This is a genomic window from Variovorax sp. GW821-FHT09D07, from assembly GCF_059416345.1.
The window spans coordinates 256,738-275,098 of the sequence record NZ_JBWKOY010000006.1 but is presented as its reverse complement, the minus strand read 5'-3'; the positions used below and the strand labels follow the sequence as shown (position 1 = coordinate 275,098).

Here is an 18,361-nt window from a genome sequence, read left to right as displayed (position 1 = left end):
ATCTGTTGTCACGCAATCTTGAAACGAGCTACGGAGCGACGCAGTTCTTCGGCCATCTGCGAGAGCTCGCGCACCTGCTGGGCCGTGGTCCGCGTGCCTTCTCCGGTCTGTTCCGTCACCGCAAAAATGTGCTGGATGTTGGCGGCCACCACGTTGGCCGAATCGGCCTCGCGGGAGGCGGACTGCGAAATCTGCTCGATGAGGTCGGCGAGTCGGCGCGACACGCGGTCGATCTCGGACAGCGCGGTACCCGCGTTGTCGGACAGCTTCGCCCCCTCGACCACACCCTGCGTGGAACGCTCCATGGCGCCCACCGCGTCCTGCGTGTCGGTCTGAATCGCCTTCACCAGCGCCGAGATCTGGCGCGTGGCGTCTGCGGAGCGTTCGGCCAGTCGCTGAACTTCTTCCGCCACCACCGAGAAGCCCCGGCCGGCTTCACCGGCGGATGCCGCCTGAATGGCGGCGTTCAGGGCCAGCACGTTCGTCTGTTCGGTAATGTCCGAGATCAGCTCGGTGATTTCGCCAATCTCCTGCGACGATTCGCCCAGGCGCTTGATCCGCTTGGAGGTTTCCTGGATCTGGTCGCGGATGGAGTTCATACCGCCGATGGCGTTCTGCACGGCCTGCAGACCCGACGATGCGGCTTGCAGCGACTGGCGCGCCACCGTGGCGGACTCTTGCGCTTGCGAGGACACGCCGTTGATTCGCTCGGCCATGGTCAGCACCGACTGGCCGGTTTCGCGAATTTCGCGCAGCTGCTCGGTCGAGGCGGCGAGCAGTTCGGTCGAGGTGTTTTCCACCTGCGACGTCGTCTGCGCCACGCGGGTTGCCGTGTTCTGCACGTTGCCGACCAGCAAACGCAGTTCTTCCACCGTGTAGTTCACCGAGTCGGCGATGGCGCCGGTGATGTCCTCGGTCACGGTTGCTTCCTGCGTCAGGTCGCCTTCGGCCACCGTTTGCAGTTCGTTCATCAGGCGAAGAATGGCGGCCTGGTTGGCGTTGTTCACGCGGCCGGCTTCTTCAGAAGCCTGCTCGGCAGCCAGACGCTCGCGTTCGGCGACGGCGGCACGTTCGCGACCTTCGCGCACCTGCACGAAACCGATGGCGCCGGCCAGAGCCAGGGCGGCCAGCGACAGCACGAACAGCAGCACGATGGTGCCGGCGCCCAGGCCGGTGCGTGCCGAGAGCTTCTCTTGCAGTTCGCCCAGCGACTTACGCAGCGGCTCGCTGTCGGTCAGGATGGACGCCTGCGCTTCGCGCGCGGCCACCAGGCCCTGCAGGTTGCCCAGAATGGCCGACGCCTGCGTGCGCATCTGTTCGTAGGTCTTCAGGATGGCTTCGAGCTGCTGGCGCGTCTGCGGGTCTTTCGAGCCGGGGAAGCGCTGCTGCGCGTTGCCGTCGAGCAGGCCGCGGGTGGTTTCCTGGAAGGTGTTCAGGTCCTTGCCCAGCAGGAACACGGCGTCGGGGTTCACACCCTCGACCGTGAAGAACTCGTTGGTCGACTTGCCGATGCGCTGCGTCAGCATCACGAGCTGGCCGGCGGCCGAGATCTCGGGCAGCGTGGCGTTCTGCTGCATCTTCAGCGACGCGACGGTTTCCGTCATTTCGAGCAGCGTGGACGACTGCTGGTTGATGTCGCGCAAGGCGGCGCCCACCTGCGTCAGGATCTGGCGCTGGGCCAGCACGGCCTTGGCGCTCGCGTCGGCGCGGGCGACCAGCGGGTTGATCTTGTTCATCTCCTCGTCGTACTGGTTGCCGACGGCTTCCAGGCGCAAGGCGTCGTCGCCGTTGGTCAGGCCCTGCACGCGGCGCGAGAGGTCGTCGGCGCTGTCCTTCACTTCGACGAACGCCGAGGCGCTGCCGACGAGGGCCTGCGAGATCGATTTCGCCAGACGCTGCGACTGCATCAGCGACTGGCCGGTGGCCGCCACCTGCTGCGCCAGGCGTTCCGCGCGAAGGATGGCGGAGCCAGCCACCAGCAACAGCGCCAGCACCACGATGGCCAGCATGATCGCCAGCACGCGCTGCTGCTTGGCGGGGTTGGCGCCCATGCCGCCGCCCGCGGCGGGGGCCAGCGGAACCGCTTCGAGCGTGGCCGCGTTGGCGGCCTCGACGGACGCCGGATCGCCCAGCGCGTCGATGCCGCCGAAGCCGGTGTCGGCTGCGGCGGCGGATGCGCCCTCGCCCTTCTTGGCGAGGCGGATCGTTTTTTCGTCCGGAACCTGAACCGTGTCGACATCGTCGAGCGATATCGAACCGGAGCCGTCGACGCGGGCCTTGTCGTTCCCGTTGGTCGCGGGGAGTAATTTCTTGAACTTGTCGGCGATCGAGCTCACGGTCGGTCCTTCAGGTGGTTGCCAGTGCCATGTGCCGAAGCACTACGCACCAATACTCAAAAACTGGGGTTGCTGCGAAAGCGCCTGCAGGTTGACTTCCTGCCAGCGCTCTCCTGCTGCGTCGGTGTACAGATGCCCGTGCCAGGCCGGGGCCTCTGCGCCCGGGGCGTCGGCGGCCGTGAAGGCCTCCGCACCCCGCAACCCCGCCAGTCGATCGACCAGCAAAGCGCAGTTGACTTCGAGCAGCTCGTTGAATGCCACGAGCCGCGATTGGATGCGTGCCGCCTCGGTGGCGGCGGGGGCGCCCGGCGCACCGGACGCAAATGCCGACAGCTGCACGACGCCGTACAGGCCGCCGCGCAGGTTGGCGACGCCGAGGAACCAGGGCTCCGTGTAGGGCACGGGCTGGGGCGGCGTCCAGGGAAAGATTTCGCCGGCGTGCGCCAGCGGAAAGAGGTACTTGCCCTCACCCGCCTCGACCGCCAGCCAGCTCGCGGCCACGCCCGTGGTGCGCGCGGCCTGGAGGCGGCTCGCAAGCCGGGACTGGAAGGCGCGCAGCGCGTCGCGATTCGCCATGGAGTGCGCAGGTTCCCGCTCAGGCGAGCGCGCTGATCTTGGACATCAGATCGGCCGCGTTGACCGGCTTCACGATGTAGTCGCGTGCGCCCTGGCGCATGCCCCAGACACGATCGGTTTCCTGGTTCTTGCTGGTGCACAGGATGATCGGAATGGCGGCGTACTTCGGGTCACGGGCGATGGCGCGCGTGAGCTGGAAGCCGTTCTGGCCGGGCATGACCACGTCCATGAGGATCAGGTCGGGGTGGTCTTCCTCGAGGCGGCGCATCGCGTCGTCGGCGTTTTCGGCCGTCTTCACGGAGAAACCGTTCTTCTGGAGGAGGTCGGTCAGGAACACCAGTTCCGTCTTGGAGTCGTCGACGACGAGGATTTTTCGAATGGGCATTACTGCACTTCCTGTTGAACAATGCCAAACTGCTGCACGGCCTGCAGCAGCTGGTCTTTGGTGAATGGCTTGGTGAGATAGTCCTGGGACCCGACCATGCGGCCGCGGGCCTTGTCGAATACGCCATCTTTCGAAGACAGCATGACGACCGGGACATTGGAGAAATGCGCGTTGCGCTTGATGATGGCGCAGGTCTGATAGCCGTCGAGGCGAGGCATCAGGATGTCGCAGAAAATCAGGTGAGGCTTGTGGTCGTTAACCTTGGAGAGCGCGTCGAAGCCGTCTTCCGCGAGAAGAACCTCGTGCCCACCCTGCTTCAGAAAAATCTCGGCACTGCGCCGGATGGTGTTGCTGTCATCGATGACCAGCACCTTGTAACCAGATCCATTCGGGCCCATTGCAAACGCTCCTGCTCATGAGACTTGGATGCCCGCCGCGCCGAACATCGACGCAGATCGCGTAGCCCTATGCCATGCTTGTCAGATCTCAACCATTTCGAAGTCTTCCTTGCGCGCACCGCACTCAGGACAGGTCCAGTTCATCGGCACATCGGCCCAGGCCGTGCCTGCCGCGATGCCGTCTTCCGGTACACCAACCGCTTCGTCATAGATCCACCCACAAATCAGGCACATCCAAGTTTTCGTGTTCATCGGAGCTTAAAGTCCTTGTTCATTAAATGCAACGAGTGTATCTATGCGTATCTCACTGGCAGACCGTAAACGTCGCGCCTATGCCACCATCCAGGGGATTTCGCTAGGCGTATGACCATCTACTTACATCCAGACGAGACCGCCCGCAAACCGGGCAATCTTAACGACCCCTCGCAGGACGACGAGGCGCTGAGCGAACGCGACCTGAATCCCCCCTGCGTGCTGGTGTTCAATGCCAGCGATCCGAGCGGCGCGGGCGGCCTGGGCGCCGACGCACTGGCCATGGGATCGGTGGGCGCTCACATCCTGCCGGTGGTGACGGGCGCCTACGCCCGCGACACGGCCGAGATCTTCGACCACTTCGCCTTCGAGGAAGAGGCCGTGGCCGAACAGGCGCGCGCCATCCTGGAAGACGTCGAGGTCCAGCTGATCAAGGTGGGCTTTGCCGGCACGCCCGAGGCGCTGAGCACCATCGCCGAGACCGCCGCCGACTACCCGGACGTGCCTGTGGTGGCCTACATGCCCAACCTGTCGTGGTGGGACGAGAACCTCATCGAGGCCTATCTCGACGCTTTTCGCGACCTCGTGCTGCCCCAGACCACGGTGTTGGTTGGAAACCACAGCACCCTGTGGCGCTGGCTGCTGCCCGACTGGAGCGGCGAGCGCCCGCCCGGCGCGCGCGACATCGCCAAGGCCGCCGGCGAGTTCGGCGTGCCCTACACCCTGGTCACCGGCATGGTGCTGCCCGACCAGTTCATCGACAACGTGCTGGCCTCGCCGCAGTCGGTGCTGGCCAGCGAGAAGTACGAACGGCTCGAAGCCGTCTTCGCCGGCGCCGGCGACACGCTCTCGGCCGCGCTCGCCGCCCTGCTGGCCAGCGGCACCGACCTCGTCGCCGCCACGACCGAAGCGCTCGCTTACATGGACCGCTGCCTCGACGCGGGCTTCCGCCCCGGCATGGGCCACGTGCTGCCCGACCGCCTGTTCTGGGCCGAGCCCGAGGACGACGAAGACGATGACGACGCGCCAGACACCCCTCCCGATTTCGCTTTACCCCCGCACGACACGCGACACTGATGACTGACCAGAACGACCTTCTTTTCGAGCGCGCCCGCGCCGTGATCCCCGGCGGCGTGAATTCGCCCGTGCGCGCCTTCAAGGCCGTCGGCGGCACGCCCCGTTTCATCCAGCGCGCACAAGGCGCCTATTTCTGGGACGCCAACGACAAGCGTTACATCGACTACATCGGCTCCTGGGGCCCGATGATCCTGGGCCACGGCCACCCCGCCGTGGTCGAGGCGGTGCAGAAGGCCGTGCTCGAAGGCTTCTCGTACGGCGCGCCGACCGAGCGCGAGATCGAACTGGCCGAAGCCATCCTGGCCCTGGTGCCGTCGATGGAGATGGTGCGCCTCGTGAGCTCGGGCACCGAGGCCGCGATGAGCGCGCTGCGCCTGGCGCGCGGCGCCACCGGCCGCAAGACCATCGTCAAGTTCGAAGGCTGCTACCACGGCCATGCCGACGCGCTGCTGGTGAAGGCCGGTTCCGGCCTGGCCACCTTCGGCAACCCGACCTCGGCCGGCGTGCCGCCCGAGGTGGTGCAGCACACGCTGGTGCTCGAGTACAACAACCTGCAGCAGCTCGAAGAAGCCTTTGCGCTGCACGGCAAGGACATCGCCTGCCTGATGATCGAGGCGATCGCCGGCAACATGAACTTCGTGCGCGCCACGCCGGCCTTTGCCAAGCGCTGCCGCGAGCTGTGCACGCAGCACGGCGCGCTGCTGATCTTCGACGAGGTGATGACCGGCTTCCGTGTCGGCCTGCACGGTGCGCAAGGCGTGCTGGGCGTCACGCCCGACCTCACGGTGCTCGGCAAGGTGATCGGCGGCGGCATGCCGCTGGCGGCCTTCGGCGGCCCGCGCGCCATCATGGAACAGCTCGCGCCGCTGGGCCCTGTCTACCAGGCCGGCACGCTCTCGGGCAACCCGGTGGCCACCGCCTGCGGCCTGGCCACGCTGAAGGAAATCTCGAAGCCCGGCTTCTACGAAGCGCTGGCCAAGAAGACCCGCACGCTGGTCGACGGCCTGAAGGCCGCCGCGGCCGCCGAGGGCCAGCTCTTCAACGCCGACAGCGAAGGCGGCATGTTCGGCTTCTTCCTGATGAACGAACTGCCGCAGAACTACGCGACGGTGATGACCACCGACAACGCGCAGTTCAATGCGCTGTTCCACGGCCTGCTCGACCGCGGCGTGTACATCGCGCCGGCACTCTATGAAGCCGGCTTCGTGAGCGCCGCGCACAGCGAGGACGACATCGCGGCCACCATCGAGGCGGCGCGCGACATCTTCCGCAAGCGCTGACGCGCGCCCTCCCCGCTCAGGCGGGGTCGACCGCCGCCACCGGCCCGGCCTCGGCTTCGAGCACTTCGGCCGCGGCCAGGCAGAGGTCTTCGCGGAAACGGTCGCTCACGAGCTGCACGCCCGTGGGCAGCCCGTGGCGCAGCCCCATCGGCACCGACAGCCCCGGCAAGCCCAGGATCGCGGTGGACAGCAGCGGGCTCTGCGCATCCAGAATCTCCCGCATCGCAGAGCTGCCGCGCTGGTCGGCGTCGACCGGGAACGGATGGCGCCACGACACGGGCATCAGCAGCAGCGGATGTCGTTGAAGGAACAGCGCCCATTCACGCATCAGGCCCGTGCGCGCAGCCAGGGCGCGCATATAGCTTGCTGTGTCGAACTGCGGCGCGTGCGCGTCCATGGCGCGGTAGGCCTGGCGGATGGTGTCGTCGCCGTCGCGCATCAGCGCCTCTTCCACCAGCAGCCGGCTGTCGGCCATCGTCAGCGACAGCCAGAGGTCGGCCGTCTCGCGCAGGCGCGGCGGCTGCGCGGGCTCGACGCGGTAGCCGGCGCGCTCCAGCCGGCGCGCGGCGCGCTGCAAGGCATCGGCCACCTCGGAGTCGCAGGCGTAGCCGGGCAGCTCGGTGCACAGCGCCACGCTGACGGGACTGCCCGACGTGGCCGATTCCAGCGGCGCGGGCGCCCACCACGGGTCGCGCACGTCGCGTTGCGCCATCGCGGCAAAAGCCAGCCGAAGGTCCCGCACGCTGCGCGCCAACGGCCCTTGCACCGACGTGAGCTGGACCACCATCGGCCGCTCGCCCGCACCCGAGGGGTTGAAGGCCGGCACGCGCCCGAAGCTCGGGCGCAGGCCGTACACGCCGCAGGCATAGGCCGGGTAGCGGATCGATCCGCCCTGGTCGTTGCCGTGCGCGATGGCGCCGATGCCCACCGCGACCGCCGCCGCCGCGCCGCCGCTCGAACCGCCCGGCGTGACCGCGGCGTCGTGTGGATTCAGCGTGCGCCCGTGCGCTGCGTTGTCGGTGAACCAGCGCATCGAGAACGCGGGCGTGTTGGTGCGGCCGACCACGATCGCGCCGGCGCGCTGCAGGTTCGCGACCACCGGGCTGTCGTCCTTCGCCACGACGCTGCGGTAGGCCTCCACCCCGTTGGTGGTGGCATGCCCGCGCTGGTCGACGTTGACCTTGATGGTGACCGGCACGCCGTGCAGTGGCCCGGTCGCCTCGCCCTTCGCGAGCACGGCGTCGGCCTGCGCCGCCGCGCCAAGGGCCTCCTCGGCGCAGCCGTCGACCACCGCGCTCACCCGCGGGTTGACGGCCTCCAGCCGCGCCAGGCTGCTGCGCACCGCCTCGACGCACGAGACCTCGCGCGCCTTGATGCGCTTCGCCAGGTCGGCGGCTTCCAGTTGCCAGAGTTGCATGCGTTGTCTCCTTGAGAAAAATGAAATCGATCGATCGGCCGTGCGTCAGTCGCCCTTGACGCCCGCGCGCCGCACCGCGTCGGCCCAGCGCGGCTTCTCGCGCTTCATCAGCGCGCTGAGTTCCTCGGGACTCGAAGGCAGCGCCTCGATCGACAGCGCGGCGTTGGCGCGCACCACGGCCGGGTCGGCCAGCGCGGCGCGCAGCGCGGTGTTGAGCCGGTCGACCGTCTTGCGCGGTGTGCCCGCCGGCGCCATCAGTGCGCCCCAGGCCACCACCTCGAAACCGGGCACGCCGCTCTCGGCCACCGTCGCCACCTCGGGCAGCACGCCGGCGCGCTTCGCGCTGGTCACGGCGATCGCCTTGACCCGGCCCTGCTGGATGAACGGCAGCACCGCCGAGATGTTCTCGATGGTCACGTCGAGCTGGCCGTTGACCATGTCGCCGACCGCCTGCGTGCCGGTCTTGTACGGCACCTGCACCATCGTCAGCCCGGTCTCGGCCTTGAGCAGCTCGCCGGTCAGGTGGCCCGCACTGCCGATGCCGGGCGAGCCGACCGACAACTTGCCGGGATGCTCGCGCCCGTAGGCGATGAGCTCCTGCAGGTTGCGCACCGGCAGGTCCTTGCGCACGATCAGCACGTAGGCGTTGCTCGAGATCAGGCCGACCGGCACCAGGTCTTTCTCGGGCGCGTAGGGCAGCTTCGAGAAGAAGGCGGGGTTGATGCTCAGCGTGACGAGGTTGCCGTAGCCGACCGTGTAGCCGTCCGGTGCGGAGGTGGCCAGCGCCTGCGTGCCGACGATGCCGCCGGCGCTGGGGCGGTTGTCCACCGCCAGGGCCTGGCCCAGCTCGCGCCCCATGGCGTCGGCCACCGGCCGCACCGCCACGTCCACGCCCGACCCGGCGGCGTAGGGCACGATGAATTTCAAGGGGCGCTCGGGAAACTGGGCCGAGGCGCCCAGGGCAACGGCGGCCAGCCCGGCCAGGACGGTGCGGCGGGTCCACGCGAATGACAGTGCAGGCACGAAGCGATCTCCTGTGAGAGTCCCGCCGCTCACCATGAGACGACCGGTGCGCAAAGTCTAGAAATCGGCCGCGCGCCGGAAAAGACAATCGCTTGTCGCGATGACAACCTGCGTTTGTCTGGGGATCACCCGGTGGCGCCGGGCGGCAGAATGCGCCGCATGAAGGACCACCAGCTCAAGGCCTGGCTGCGGCTGGCCGACACCGGCAGCATCCGCGCCGCCGCGCGCAGCCTGCACCTGAGCCAGGCGGCCGTGACCAAGGCGATCCGCGAACTCGAGGCCGAGGTCGACGCCCAACTGGTGCTGCGCAGCTCGCGCGGCATCGAGTTCACCGAGTGCGGCCGCCAGCTCACCGTGCGCGCGCGGCTGGCGCACCAGCAGCTTGAGCTCGCGCGCCAGGACATCCGCATCCTGCAGGGCAGCCAGCACGGGCGCGTGGCCGTCGCGGTGACGCCGATGGTGTTCCTGGGCGTGCTGCCCGAGGTGGTGCGCGCCTTTCGCAAGGCCATGCCGCATGCGCAGCTCAAGCTCTTCGACGGCCTGATTCCCCAGGTGCTGCCGCTGCTGCGCGAGGGCACGATCGACTTCGCGGTGGCCGGCCCGGTGGCCGCGGCGCTCGATGCCGACTTCGCGTTCGAGCGGCTCGACATGATCGAGATGGCGGTGCTCTGCCGGCGCGGCCATCCGCTGAGCCGCGCCACCCGATGGGAAGAAGTGGCGGGCGCCGAATGGCTGATGCATCTGGCGCCGGGCAGCCAGCACACCTTCCTGCTCGAACAGTACGCCGCGCAGGGCCTGCCGCTGCCGGAGCACCGCATCGAGGTGGCCTCCTTCGGTGTGAGCTGGGGCCTGCTGACCCGCAGCGACGCGCTGATGGTCGGGCCGGCCGGCATGCTCACGATGCCGCCCTATGCCGATCTGGTGGAGCGCGTGCCGCTCGCGATGCCGGTGCCGCCGCTGGAGCTGGGCATCGTCTCGCCGCGCGGCAAGCCGCTGTCGCTGGCGGCGCTGCGGCTGGCCGAGCTGTTCCGCAAGTACCTGGCGCGGCCCACCTGAGCGATGTCATCGTTTTCGTGATCGCCGCGTGTATATTGCGCCGGCGTTCGCGGGGCCGTGCCCCCGCGCGCAGACCCAAGGGAAGCCGTCATCGCAGCCACCATCGAAGCCGCGAGACAGACCAATTTCAGGATGCCCCGCCCATGACCCCCTTGCGCATGCTGCCGCTGCTGAGTGCCCTTCTCCTGCCGGGCCTCGCGCTGGCGCAGTCCTTCGAGCCAAAGAACATCTGGGTCAACCCCGGCTTCTATTCGGCCCACTTCGACAGCGGCAAGGGCCTGGAAAACGCCAACCCGGGCCTGGGCTTCGAGTACCCGCTGAACGACACCTACCGCGTCACGGCCGGCACCTTCCACAACAGCAACCGGCGCCAGTCGCACTACGTCGGCCTGTACATCCTGCCCTTCGAGTTCTACGGCGTGAAGTTCGGCGCGGTGGTGGGCGGCTTCGACGGCTACCCCGACTACCGCAACGGCAACTGGTTTCCCGCCATCATTCCGACGGCCGCCATCGAGGGCAAGAACTGGGGCCTGAACATCGCCTATGTGCCGACGATCAGGAACCGCCTCTACGGCGCGATCAGCTTCCAGCTCAAGTACCGCTTCGGCACGCACGAGTAACGGCCACAAAAAAGGCCAGGGCCGCGTGAGCGACCCTGGCCTTGTTCTGTTCGGGCAGGCCCCGCGGGGCCGCAGGCTCAGTGCCGGAAGTGGCGCACGCCCGAGAACACCATCACCACGCCGCGCTCGTCGGCCGCGTCGATCACTTCCTGGTCGCGCATCGAGCCGCCCGGCTGGATGACGCAACCCGCGCCCGCGTCCACCACCACATCGAGGCCGTCGCGGAACGGGAAGAAGGCGTCGCTCGCCACGGCCGTGTCCTTGAGCGACAGGCCCGCGTGCTCGGCCTTGATGCTGGCGATGCGCGCGGAGTCGAGGCGGCTCATCTGGCCCGCGCCCACGCCCATGGTCATGCCGTCGGCGCAGAACACGATCGCGTTGCTCTTGACGTACTTCGCGACCTTCCAGGCGAACAGCAGGTCTTGGAGCTGCTGCGGCGTGGGCTGCTTCTTGCTGACCACCTTGAGGTCGGCCAGGGCCAGCTCGTGGTTGTCGGCGGTCTGGATCAGGAGGCCCGAGCCGACGCGCTTGACGTCCATCGCGTTGCGGCCGTTGTCCCAGTCGGTGGCGCCGCCCTGGGGCAGCGCGATCTCGAGCACGCGCACGTTGAGCTTGGCCTTGGTGGCCTGGAACACTTCCAGCGCCTCGGGCGTGTAGCCCGGTGCCATCAGCACTTCGACGAACTGCTTGTTGACGGCCTGCGCGGTGGCCAGGTCGACCGGGCGGTTGAAGGCGATGATGCCGCCGAAGGCCGAGGTCGGGTCGGTCTTGAAGGCCTTGCTGTAGGCCTCGAGCGCGTCGGCGCCCACGGCCACGCCGCAGGGGTTGGCGTGCTTCACGATCACGCAGGCCGGCACGTCGAAGCTCTTCACGCATTCCCACGCCGCATCGGCGTCGGCGATGTTGTTGTAGCTGAGCTCCTTGCCTTGCAATTGCTTGGCCGACACGAGCGAACCGGGCGCCGGGTACAGGTCGCGGTAGAACGCGGCCTGCTGGTGCGGGTTCTCGCCGTAGCGCAGGTCCTGCACCTTCACGAAGCGGCCGTTGCTCTGCGCCGGGAACAGCGAGCGCGTGGGGGCGGGCTGGCCGATGCTGGCGTCGAAGTCGATGGCCGAGAGGTAGTCGCTGATCGCGCCGTCGTAGTCGGCGATGCGGTTGAACGCGGCCACCGAGAACGCGAACTTGGTCTTGTCGCTGAGCTTGCCGTCGGCCTTGAGCTCGGCCAGCGCCACGGCGTACTGCGAGGCGTCGGTGAGCACGCCCACGTCCTTCCAGTTCTTGGCGGCGCTGCGCACCATGGCCGGGCCGCCGATGTCGATGTTCTCGATGGCGTCCTCGAGCGTGCAGCCGGGCTTGGCCACGGTGGCTTCGAACGGGTACAGGTTGACCACCAGCAGGTCGATGGTGTCGATGCCGTGCTCCTTGATGGCGGCGACGTGCGCGGGCAGGTCGCGGCGCGCCAGCAGGCCGCCGTGGATCTTCGGGTGCAGCGTCTTCACGCGGCCGTCGAGCATTTCGGGAAAGCCGGTGTGGTCGGCGACCTCGGTCACCGGCAGGCCGGCATCGGCCAGCAGCTTGGCGGTGCCGCCGGTGGACAGCAGCTTGACGCCCAGGCCATGCAGGGCCTGCGCGAATTCAAGGATGCCGGTCTTGTCGGAAACGGAAAGGAGTGCGGTCTGAGCCATGGGATATGCCGTGGAGTTATTTCAAAAGTTTGTGCTCGACCAATTTCTTGCGGAGCGTGTTGCGGTTCAGGCCCAGCCATTGGGCGGCCCGGGACTGGTTGCCTTCGGCGCGCGTCATGACGACGTCGAGCAGGGGTTTCTCGACCACGCGCACGAGCATCTCGTACATGCCGTCGGGTTCGGTGCCCCGCAGATCGCGAAAGTAGCTGTCCAGACTGCTGCGAACGCAGTCCTCGATGTGTTTCTTGCTCATTGCTTCTTCTCTTTTTGTCTTCGCTCAATCGACGGCGCAGGCCGTCTCCTCTTCTCCCGCCGGCTCCTCGTCTGCCGTCGGGGCGGGCATGCGGTCCATGCGGTCCGCAAGCCCCTGGAAATAGTCGTCGACCGCGCGCAGCTGGCCGGCGCAGTCTTCGATGGCGTTCATCCGTGCGCGGAACGCCTCGCCGTCGGACAGCGCGCGCACATACCAGCCAATGTGCTTGCGCGCCGTGCGCACGCCGCTGAACTCGCCGTACAGCGCGTAGTGCTCCACCAGGTGGTCGAGCAGCAGCCGGCGCACCTCCGCCACCAGCGGCGGCGCCAGGTGGGTGCCGGTGTCCAGGAAATGCGCGATTTCCCGGAAGATCCACGGCCGGCCCTGCGCGGCGCGGCCGATCATCACGGCGTCGGCGCCCGTGGCCGCGAGCACGTCGCGTGCCTTCTCGGGCGAACGGATGTCGCCGTTGGCCACCACCGGCACGCGCACCGCAGCCTTCACGGCGGCGATGGTGTCGTACTCGGCGTGGCCCTTGTAACCCTGCTCGCGCGTGCGCCCGTGCACCGTGAGCATCTGCACGCCGGCCGATTCGAAGTCGCGCGCGAGCTTCACCGCGTTGCGGTGGTCTTCGCTCCAGCCGGTGCGCATCTTGAGCGTGACCGGCACGTTGAAGGGTTGCGCCGCGTCGACCACGGCCTGCACGATTTCGAGCGCCAGCGGCTCGTCGCGCATCAGCGCCGAGCCGGCCCACTTGTTGCAGACCTTCTTGGCCGGGCAGCCCATGTTGATGTCGATGATCTGCGCGCCGCGCTCGATGTTGTAGACCGCGGCCTCGGCCATCATGGCCGCGTCGGTGCCGGCGATCTGCACCGCAATGGGGCCCGGCTCGCCGTCGTGGTTGGCGCGCCGCGAAGTCTTCAGCGTGTTCCAGAGTTCCTTGCGCGAGGTGACCATCTCGCTGACCGCATAGCCCGCGCCGAGTTCGCGGCACAGCATGCGGAAGGGCCGGTCCGTCACGCCGGCCATGGGCGCGACGAACAGCCGGTTTTCCAGCGTGTGGGTGCCGATCTGCAAGGTCATGGGAAGGAGTGCTGTGCGGGTCGGCTGCTGAAAAATGAGGCACGATTGTAGCCACGTGGCATTTCAGCGACTGAAACGATTTACGCCTTTTTGCGCTTGCGACACAGGCGTAAACACCAGTATTTCGCGGGGCCTTCTCCCACGCGCTTGCGACGTGAGCGCTGCCTATACTTCGCCGACCTTATGCAAGCCTGGCTCGACGCACTCCTGGCGCTCCTCGCGCTCCCCCAGTACGGACTTTCGACGCTGTTCATCGCGGCCTTCGTATCGGCCACGCTGCTGCCGGTGGGCTCCGAACCGATCCTGTTCGGCCTGCTGAAACTCAACCCCGAGATGTTCTGGCAGGCCATCGCCGTGGCCACCATCGGCAACACGCTGGGCGGCGCGGTCGACTGGTGGATGGGCTACGGCGCGCACAAGGTGGCCGACAAGTACTCGCACTCGAAACACCATCTGCGCGTGCTCGGCTGGCTCGAGCGGCTGGGCCCGAAGGCCTGCCTGCTGAGCTGGCTGCCGATCGTGGGCGACCCGCTGTGCGCGGTCGCCGGCTGGCTCAAGCTGCCGTTCTGGCCCTGCGTGGGCTACATGGCGATCGGCAAGTTCCTGCGCTATGTGACGATGACCTACGCGCTTCTATACGTCTTTCCGTCATGAAACGCGCGGTCGAAAAAACTCAGCTCAGCAGTTCGTAGGGGCCGCCGCGTTCCAGCGCGCGCTGGTAGGCCGGACGCGCATGGATGCGCTCCAGGTAGGCCATGAGCTTCGGCCGCTTCGCATCGAGGCCGCCGCGCGCCCGCGAGGCTTCGACCACGAAACTCATCTGGATGTCGGCGCCCGTGAATTCATTGCCCGCGAACCACTCGCTGCGGCCGAGTTCGGCCTCCATGAAATTCAGATGGCCCGTGATGTTCGGATGAATGAAGGCCGACTTCGCCTTCGCCGCGATGGCCTTGGCGATCGGCTTGGCGAAGAAGGGCATCTTGCTCGTCTCGATGCGGTCGAACACCAGCTTGAGCAGCAGCGGCGACATCGCCGTGCCTTCGGCGAAGTGCAGCCAGTAGCGGTAGCGCAAGGCCTCGGGCGAACCCGGCGCGGGCGCGAGCCGGCCCTGGCCGTAGCGCTCGATGAGCGACTCGATGATCGCGCCCGATTCCGCCAACGTGGCGCCGTCGTCGGTCGTCACCACCGGCGACTTGCCCAGCGGATGCACGGCCTTCAGCGAAGCGGGCGCCAACATGGTCTTGGGGTCGCGCTGGTAATGGACGATCTCGTAGGGCAGCTCGAGCTCTTCGAGCAGCCAGAGCACACGTTGCGAGCGCGAGTTGTTCAGGTGATGGACAGTGAGCATGGCGAATGAAGGCCTTCCGGCAGAGGATGCAGCGGGCGCGCAGTCTAACCACAACCCACGCGGGTTCCGGGCGCCCGCTGCGACAGCGTCATCGCCTACGGCAAACCGTAGGGCCGCTTCCTACACTGATCCGGATGGCTCCTCACTTCACGCGGCACCGCCGCACCTTGCTGCTCATCGCCGGACTCTGGCTTGACTTTGCGGCCCGCCAGGCTTGGGCACTCACGCCCGAGGAGGTGTTCCGCAAGGTCGCGCCCGCCGTCTGGACCGTGAAAGGCGAACGCGGCAACAACCAGACCGCCATCGGCAGCGCGGTGGCCGTGACCCCGGGCGCGCTGGCCACCGCCTGCCACGTGGTCGACGGCGCCGTCGCCGTCACCGTGGAGCAGGGCCCGACCACGCTGCGCATCGCCCGCATCGTGCGCGACCCCGATCCGTCGCGCGACCTGTGCGTGCTCACGAGCGAAGCGCCGCTGCAGCTGCCCGCCGTGCAGATCGTGCCCGCCGCCGAGTTGCGCGTCGGCCAGCGCGTGTTCGCCGTCGGCAGCCCGCACGGCCTCGAACGCACACTGAGCGAGGGCCTGATCTCCGCGCTGCGTCCGCGCGCCCCCGGGCAATTGCCGATCGTGCAAACGTCGGCGCCCGTGTCTTCAGGTTCCAGCGGCGGCGGGTTGTTCGACACCGAGGGCCGGCTGGTCGGCGTGACCGACAGCATCGCGCCCGGCGGCGCGAACCTCGGCTTCGCCTATCCGGCGCAATGGGTGATGGAACTGCCGCAGCGCGTGACCACGGAGCTGGCGACATGGCGCGACCTGCTGAAGGCCACCGGCGTGGTGTTCGGCCCCAACGGGGAACCCGCGCCGTCCGGCCATGCCGAGCTGGCGGACCTGCAGGCCCTGCCCTCCATCGGCGCCGACCCAACCCCGGTACGCAACGCCTACCGCCAGTTCCTGCTGCAGGCCCGGCCCCGCATCTTCCTGATCACCGGCGACCAGAAATTCGGCACCGCCACCAGCTCGGCCGCGCTGACCGCGCATCTGAAAGGTTGCACTGAACGCAAGGTGACGTGTGCGGCCTATGCGGTGGATGACACCGTGGTGTGGGGCAAGCAGAAGACCGAATGATCGAAGCGGCTCGCCGCAAGGCGGCCCCTTCGTGAAACACCGAGGAACCGGCTTTGCCGGGCCTCAGGTGCTGCCCCCCCCCCCGCAAGGGGCGAGCGAAATCAGGAGCTGAAGAGGAAGTTCATCACGTCGCCATCCTTGACAACGTATTCCTTGCCTTCCGAACGCATCTTCCCCGCGTCCTTCGCACCTTGCTCGCCCTTGAAGGCGATGTAGTCGTCGAACGCGATGGTCTGGGCGCGGATGTAGCCCTTCTCGAAGTCGCCGTGGATCACGCCGGCGGCTTGCGGGCCGGTGTCGCCGATGTGGATGGTCCAGGCGCGCACTTCCTTCACGCCGGCGGTGAAGTAGGTCTGCAGGCCCAGCAGCTTGAAGGCGGCGCGGATCAGGCGGTTCAGGCCCGGTTCTTCCTGGCCGATTTCGGCCAGGAACATCTTCTTGTCTTCGTCGTCCATCTCGGCCAGGTCGGCTTCGATCTTGGCGCAGATGGCGACCACGGGCGCGCCCTGCTTGGCGGCGTACTCGCGCAGGCGGTCCAGGTAGGGGTTGTTCTCGAAGCCGTCTTCCGACACGTTGCCCACGAACATCGCGGGCTTGGCGGTGATGAGCGTGAAGCTCTTCACCAGCGGCATCTCTTCCTTCGTGAACTCGAGCGCGCGCACGGGCGTGTTCTCGTTCAGCGCGGCCTGGCAGCGTTCGAGCAGCCCGACGAGCTTCTGCGCGTCCTTGTCGCCCGAGCGGGCCACCTTGGTGTGGCGGTGCAGCGCCTTCTCGACCGTGGCGAGGTCTGCCAGGCAGAGTTCGGTCTGGATCACCTCGATGTCGGAGATCGGGTCGACCTTGCCGGCCACGTGGATCACGTTCTCGTCGTCGAAGCAGCGCACCACGTTCACGGTGGCGTCGGTCTCCCGGATGTGCGCCAGGAACTTGTTGCCCAGGCCTTCACCGGTGCTGGCACCGGCCACCAGGCCGGCGATGTCGACGAACTCGACGATGGCGGGCACCACGCGCTCGGGCTTGACGATCTCGCTCAGCTGGTCGAGCCGCGGATCGGGCACTTCCACCACGCCCACGTTGGGCTCGATGGTGCAGAACGGATAGTTTTCCGCTGCGATGCCGGCCTTGGTCAACGCATTGAAAAGGGTGGATTTACCGACGTTGGGCAGGCCGACGATGCCGCATTGCAAACTCATGGGAGGTCCTCTTGGGTAACCCCCGATTTTAGGCTGACCGGGTTCTCCCCTTGGTCGGGCGCCCTTCCCGCGCCACACCCGCGTGCCTTTTCCGAGCCACTCGACTCCGCCCGAAAGCCCTCTGGCAGCGGCTTCGAGGGCTGAAAGGCTCAGGGTTTGACCCGACTGGCAAACGTTTGCGCAAACGTTTCCCTCGATTAACATCGGGGCCCCCGGCACAGACCGGCGTTCCGCTCTGACCCCTCATTTCAGGAGACATCCACCATGAAGTTCACCCGCCGTACCCTGCAAAGCGCTGCCGCATTGACCTTGCTGGGCGCCATCGCCGGAACGCCCGCCTTCGCACAGGACAAGCCGAAGGTCGCGCTGGTCATGAAGTCGCTGGCCAACGAGTTCTTCCGCACCATGGAAGACGGCGCCAAGGCGCACCAGAAGGCCAACGCCGCGCAGTACACGCTGGTGGCCAACGGCATCAAGGACGAGACCGACACCGCCGCCCAGATCAAGATGGTCGAGCAGATGGTGGCGCAGAAGATCAACGCGCTGGTCATCGCACCCGCCGATTCGAAGGCGCTCGTGCCGGTGATCAAGGCGGCCATCGACAAGGGCATCCTGGTCGTGAACATCGACAACCGGCTGGACGCCGACGCCCTGAAGGAAAAGGGCATCCAGGTGCCCTTCGTCGGCCCCGACAACCGCGCCGGCGCCAAGCTGGTGGGCGATGCGCTGGCCAAGGAGCTGAAGTCGGGCGACAAGGTCGGCATCATCGAAGGCGTGTCGACCACCTTCAATGCGCAGCAGCGCACGCTGGGCTACCAGGACGCCATGAAGGCCGGCGGCATGACCGTGGTCGGCGTGCAGTCGGGCCAGTGGGAAATCGACAAGGGCAACACCGTGGCCGCCGGCATGATGCGCGAGCACCCCGACCTGAAGGCCCTGCTGGCCGGCAACGACAGCATGGCGCTGGGCGCCGTGGCCGCCGTCAAGGCCGCGGGCAAGACCGGCAAGGTGCTGGTGGTGGGCTACGACAACATCGGCGCCATCAAGCCGATGCTGAAGGACGGCCGCGTGCTCGCCACCGCCGACCAGTTCGCCGCCAAGCAGGCCGTGTTCGGCATCGAGACCGCGCTGAAGGCCATCGCCGACAAGAAGAAGCAATCGGAAATGCCGGCCGAAGTGAAGACCGACGTGGTGCTCGTCACCAAGTCCTCCAAGTAAGCCGCTTCGCTCCCCCTAAAAAGAAGAAGACCTCGTT

At 67.5% G+C, this 18,361-nt stretch carries 19 protein-coding genes; 7 read left to right on the top strand and 12 right to left on the bottom strand.

What is annotated here, in order from left to right; genetic code table 11:
* Positions 1–8 precede the first annotated feature (8 nt).
* The 5 genes from AC07OX_RS22455 to AC07OX_RS22435 all read right to left on the bottom strand — a co-directional run bounded on the left by AC07OX_RS22455 (position 9) and on the right by AC07OX_RS22435 (position 3,947).
* Complete coding sequence (locus AC07OX_RS22455) at positions 9–2,336, bottom strand: methyl-accepting chemotaxis protein (protein WP_495262352.1); 2,328 nt, start codon at positions 2,334–2,336, stop codon at positions 9–11.
* A 42-nt stretch (positions 2,337–2,378) separates the two neighbouring features.
* Positions 2,379–2,912, bottom strand: coding sequence for a chemotaxis protein CheW (locus AC07OX_RS22450; protein ID WP_062479111.1), 534 nt, complete (start codon positions 2,910–2,912; stop codon positions 2,379–2,381).
* 19 nt (positions 2,913–2,931) lie between these two features.
* Positions 2,932–3,297 (bottom strand): response regulator, encoded by a 366-nt coding sequence (locus tag AC07OX_RS22445; protein ID WP_062479114.1) that lies wholly within the window; start codon positions 3,295–3,297, stop codon positions 2,932–2,934.
* Entirely contained in the window at positions 3,297–3,695 is a 399-nt protein-coding gene (locus tag AC07OX_RS22440) for a response regulator (RefSeq protein WP_021012487.1), read from the bottom strand. The genes AC07OX_RS22445 and AC07OX_RS22440 overlap by 1 nt, the downstream gene beginning before the upstream one ends.
* 81 nt (positions 3,696–3,776) lie before the next feature.
* Positions 3,777–3,947, bottom strand: a complete 171-nt coding sequence (locus tag AC07OX_RS22435) for a rubredoxin (protein ID WP_007838397.1) — start codon at positions 3,945–3,947, stop codon at positions 3,777–3,779.
* Positions 3,948–4,058: 111 nt separating this feature from the next.
* Here AC07OX_RS22435 and thiD point away from each other — a divergent pair, with 111 nt between their 5' ends.
* A complete protein-coding gene (thiD, locus tag AC07OX_RS22430; RefSeq protein WP_492686537.1) occupies positions 4,059–5,024 on the top strand; it encodes a bifunctional hydroxymethylpyrimidine kinase/phosphomethylpyrimidine kinase in 966 nt (321 codons plus the stop codon).
* Positions 5,024–6,304, top strand: a complete 1,281-nt coding sequence (gene hemL, locus AC07OX_RS22425; RefSeq protein WP_495262353.1) for a glutamate-1-semialdehyde 2,1-aminomutase — start codon at positions 5,024–5,026, stop codon at positions 6,302–6,304. Before thiD ends, hemL begins: the two co-directional genes overlap by 1 nt.
* Before the next feature lie 16 nt (positions 6,305–6,320).
* Here hemL and AC07OX_RS22420 read toward each other — a convergent pair whose 3' ends face one another.
* Both AC07OX_RS22420 and AC07OX_RS22415 read right to left on the bottom strand, forming a co-directional pair.
* A complete protein-coding gene (locus tag AC07OX_RS22420) occupies positions 6,321–7,721 on the bottom strand; it encodes an amidase family protein (RefSeq protein WP_495262354.1) in 1,401 nt (466 codons plus the stop codon).
* A gap of 45 nt (positions 7,722–7,766) precedes the next feature.
* Entirely contained in the window at positions 7,767–8,744 is a 978-nt protein-coding gene (locus tag AC07OX_RS22415; RefSeq protein ID WP_495262355.1) for a Bug family tripartite tricarboxylate transporter substrate binding protein, read from the bottom strand.
* 159 nt (positions 8,745–8,903) lie between these two features.
* Between AC07OX_RS22415 and AC07OX_RS22410 the strand changes: the two genes are divergently transcribed.
* Positions 8,904–9,800, top strand: coding sequence for a LysR substrate-binding domain-containing protein (locus AC07OX_RS22410; protein WP_495262356.1), 897 nt, complete (start codon positions 8,904–8,906; stop codon positions 9,798–9,800).
* 143 nt (positions 9,801–9,943) lie between these two features.
* Positions 9,944–10,420 carry a hypothetical protein gene (locus AC07OX_RS22405; protein ID WP_062479124.1) on the top strand — a complete coding sequence of 159 codons (477 nt, stop codon included), beginning with the start codon at positions 9,944–9,946 and terminating at the stop codon, positions 10,418–10,420.
* 77 nt (positions 10,421–10,497) lie between these two features.
* Here AC07OX_RS22405 and purH read toward each other — a convergent pair whose 3' ends face one another.
* Genes purH through dusB form a run of 3 tightly spaced genes read right to left on the bottom strand, consistent with a single transcriptional unit; the run spans position 10,498 to position 13,441 of the window.
* Complete coding sequence (purH, locus tag AC07OX_RS22400) at positions 10,498–12,105, bottom strand: bifunctional phosphoribosylaminoimidazolecarboxamide formyltransferase/IMP cyclohydrolase (protein WP_492686534.1); 1,608 nt, start codon at positions 12,103–12,105, stop codon at positions 10,498–10,500.
* A 16-nt stretch (positions 12,106–12,121) separates the two neighbouring features.
* On the bottom strand, positions 12,122–12,358 hold the full coding sequence (locus tag AC07OX_RS22395; protein WP_056577757.1) for a Fis family transcriptional regulator: 237 nt from the start codon (positions 12,356–12,358) through the stop codon (positions 12,122–12,124).
* A 24-nt stretch (positions 12,359–12,382) separates the two neighbouring features.
* Positions 12,383–13,441 (bottom strand): tRNA dihydrouridine synthase DusB, encoded by a 1,059-nt coding sequence (gene dusB, locus AC07OX_RS22390; protein WP_495262357.1) that lies wholly within the window; start codon positions 13,439–13,441, stop codon positions 12,383–12,385.
* Between the two features lie 183 nt (positions 13,442–13,624).
* Here dusB and AC07OX_RS22385 point away from each other — a divergent pair, with 183 nt between their 5' ends.
* A complete protein-coding gene (locus AC07OX_RS22385) occupies positions 13,625–14,095 on the top strand; it encodes a YqaA family protein (RefSeq protein WP_056577751.1) in 471 nt (156 codons plus the stop codon).
* A gap of 19 nt (positions 14,096–14,114) precedes the next feature.
* Here the strand turns inward: AC07OX_RS22385 and AC07OX_RS22380 are convergent, their stop codons facing one another.
* On the bottom strand, positions 14,115–14,789 hold the full coding sequence (locus AC07OX_RS22380; RefSeq protein ID WP_495262358.1) for a glutathione S-transferase: 675 nt from the start codon (positions 14,787–14,789) through the stop codon (positions 14,115–14,117).
* Positions 14,790–14,923: 134 nt separating this feature from the next.
* On the opposite strand from AC07OX_RS22380, the gene AC07OX_RS22375 reads away from it, so the two are divergent.
* Complete coding sequence (locus AC07OX_RS22375) at positions 14,924–15,913, top strand: S1C family serine protease (RefSeq protein ID WP_495262359.1); 990 nt, start codon at positions 14,924–14,926, stop codon at positions 15,911–15,913.
* Between the two features lie 101 nt (positions 15,914–16,014).
* Here the strand turns inward: AC07OX_RS22375 and ychF are convergent, their stop codons facing one another.
* Positions 16,015–17,106 (bottom strand): redox-regulated ATPase YchF, encoded by a 1,092-nt coding sequence (gene ychF / locus AC07OX_RS22370; RefSeq protein WP_095948031.1) that lies wholly within the window; start codon positions 17,104–17,106, stop codon positions 16,015–16,017.
* A 264-nt stretch (positions 17,107–17,370) separates the two neighbouring features.
* Here ychF and AC07OX_RS22365 point away from each other — a divergent pair, with 264 nt between their 5' ends.
* Positions 17,371–18,324, top strand: a complete 954-nt coding sequence (locus AC07OX_RS22365; RefSeq protein ID WP_062479141.1) for a sugar ABC transporter substrate-binding protein — start codon at positions 17,371–17,373, stop codon at positions 18,322–18,324.
* Positions 18,325–18,361: the final 37 nt, after the last annotated feature.

What these genes read in the sequence shown, in the direction of transcription:
- AC07OX_RS22450 (WP_062479111.1), bottom strand. Translation starts at nt 2,912, where the DNA reads ATGGCGAATCGCGACGCGCTGCGCGCCTTCCAGTCCCGGCTTGCGAGC.
- thiD (WP_492686537.1), top strand. Translation starts at nt 4,059, where the DNA reads ATGACCATCTACTTACATCCAGACGAGACCGCCCGCAAACCGGGCAAT.
- AC07OX_RS22365 (WP_062479141.1), top strand. Translation starts at nt 17,371, where the DNA reads ATGAAGTTCACCCGCCGTACCCTGCAAAGCGCTGCCGCATTGACCTTG.
- AC07OX_RS22380 (WP_495262358.1), bottom strand. Translation starts at nt 14,789, where the DNA reads ATGCTCACTGTCCATCACCTGAACAACTCGCGCTCGCAACGTGTGCTC.
- ychF (WP_095948031.1), bottom strand. Translation starts at nt 17,106, where the DNA reads ATGAGTTTGCAATGCGGCATCGTCGGCCTGCCCAACGTCGGTAAATCC.
- AC07OX_RS22435 (WP_007838397.1), bottom strand. Translation starts at nt 3,947, where the DNA reads ATGAACACGAAAACTTGGATGTGCCTGATTTGTGGGTGGATCTATGAC.
- purH (WP_492686534.1), bottom strand. Translation starts at nt 12,105, where the DNA reads ATGGCTCAGACCGCACTCCTTTCCGTTTCCGACAAGACCGGCATCCTT.
- AC07OX_RS22440 (WP_021012487.1), bottom strand. Translation starts at nt 3,695, where the DNA reads ATGGGCCCGAATGGATCTGGTTACAAGGTGCTGGTCATCGATGACAGC.
- hemL (WP_495262353.1), top strand. Translation starts at nt 5,024, where the DNA reads ATGACTGACCAGAACGACCTTCTTTTCGAGCGCGCCCGCGCCGTGATC.
- AC07OX_RS22420 (WP_495262354.1), bottom strand. Translation starts at nt 7,721, where the DNA reads ATGCAACTCTGGCAACTGGAAGCCGCCGACCTGGCGAAGCGCATCAAG.
- AC07OX_RS22385 (WP_056577751.1), top strand. Translation starts at nt 13,625, where the DNA reads ATGCAAGCCTGGCTCGACGCACTCCTGGCGCTCCTCGCGCTCCCCCAG.
- dusB (WP_495262357.1), bottom strand. Translation starts at nt 13,441, where the DNA reads ATGACCTTGCAGATCGGCACCCACACGCTGGAAAACCGGCTGTTCGTC.
- AC07OX_RS22445 (WP_062479114.1), bottom strand. Translation starts at nt 3,297, where the DNA reads ATGCCCATTCGAAAAATCCTCGTCGTCGACGACTCCAAGACGGAACTG.
- AC07OX_RS22395 (WP_056577757.1), bottom strand. Translation starts at nt 12,358, where the DNA reads ATGAGCAAGAAACACATCGAGGACTGCGTTCGCAGCAGTCTGGACAGC.
- AC07OX_RS22410 (WP_495262356.1), top strand. Translation starts at nt 8,904, where the DNA reads ATGAAGGACCACCAGCTCAAGGCCTGGCTGCGGCTGGCCGACACCGGC.
- AC07OX_RS22405 (WP_062479124.1), top strand. Translation starts at nt 9,944, where the DNA reads ATGACCCCCTTGCGCATGCTGCCGCTGCTGAGTGCCCTTCTCCTGCCG.
- AC07OX_RS22375 (WP_495262359.1), top strand. Translation starts at nt 14,924, where the DNA reads ATGGCTCCTCACTTCACGCGGCACCGCCGCACCTTGCTGCTCATCGCC.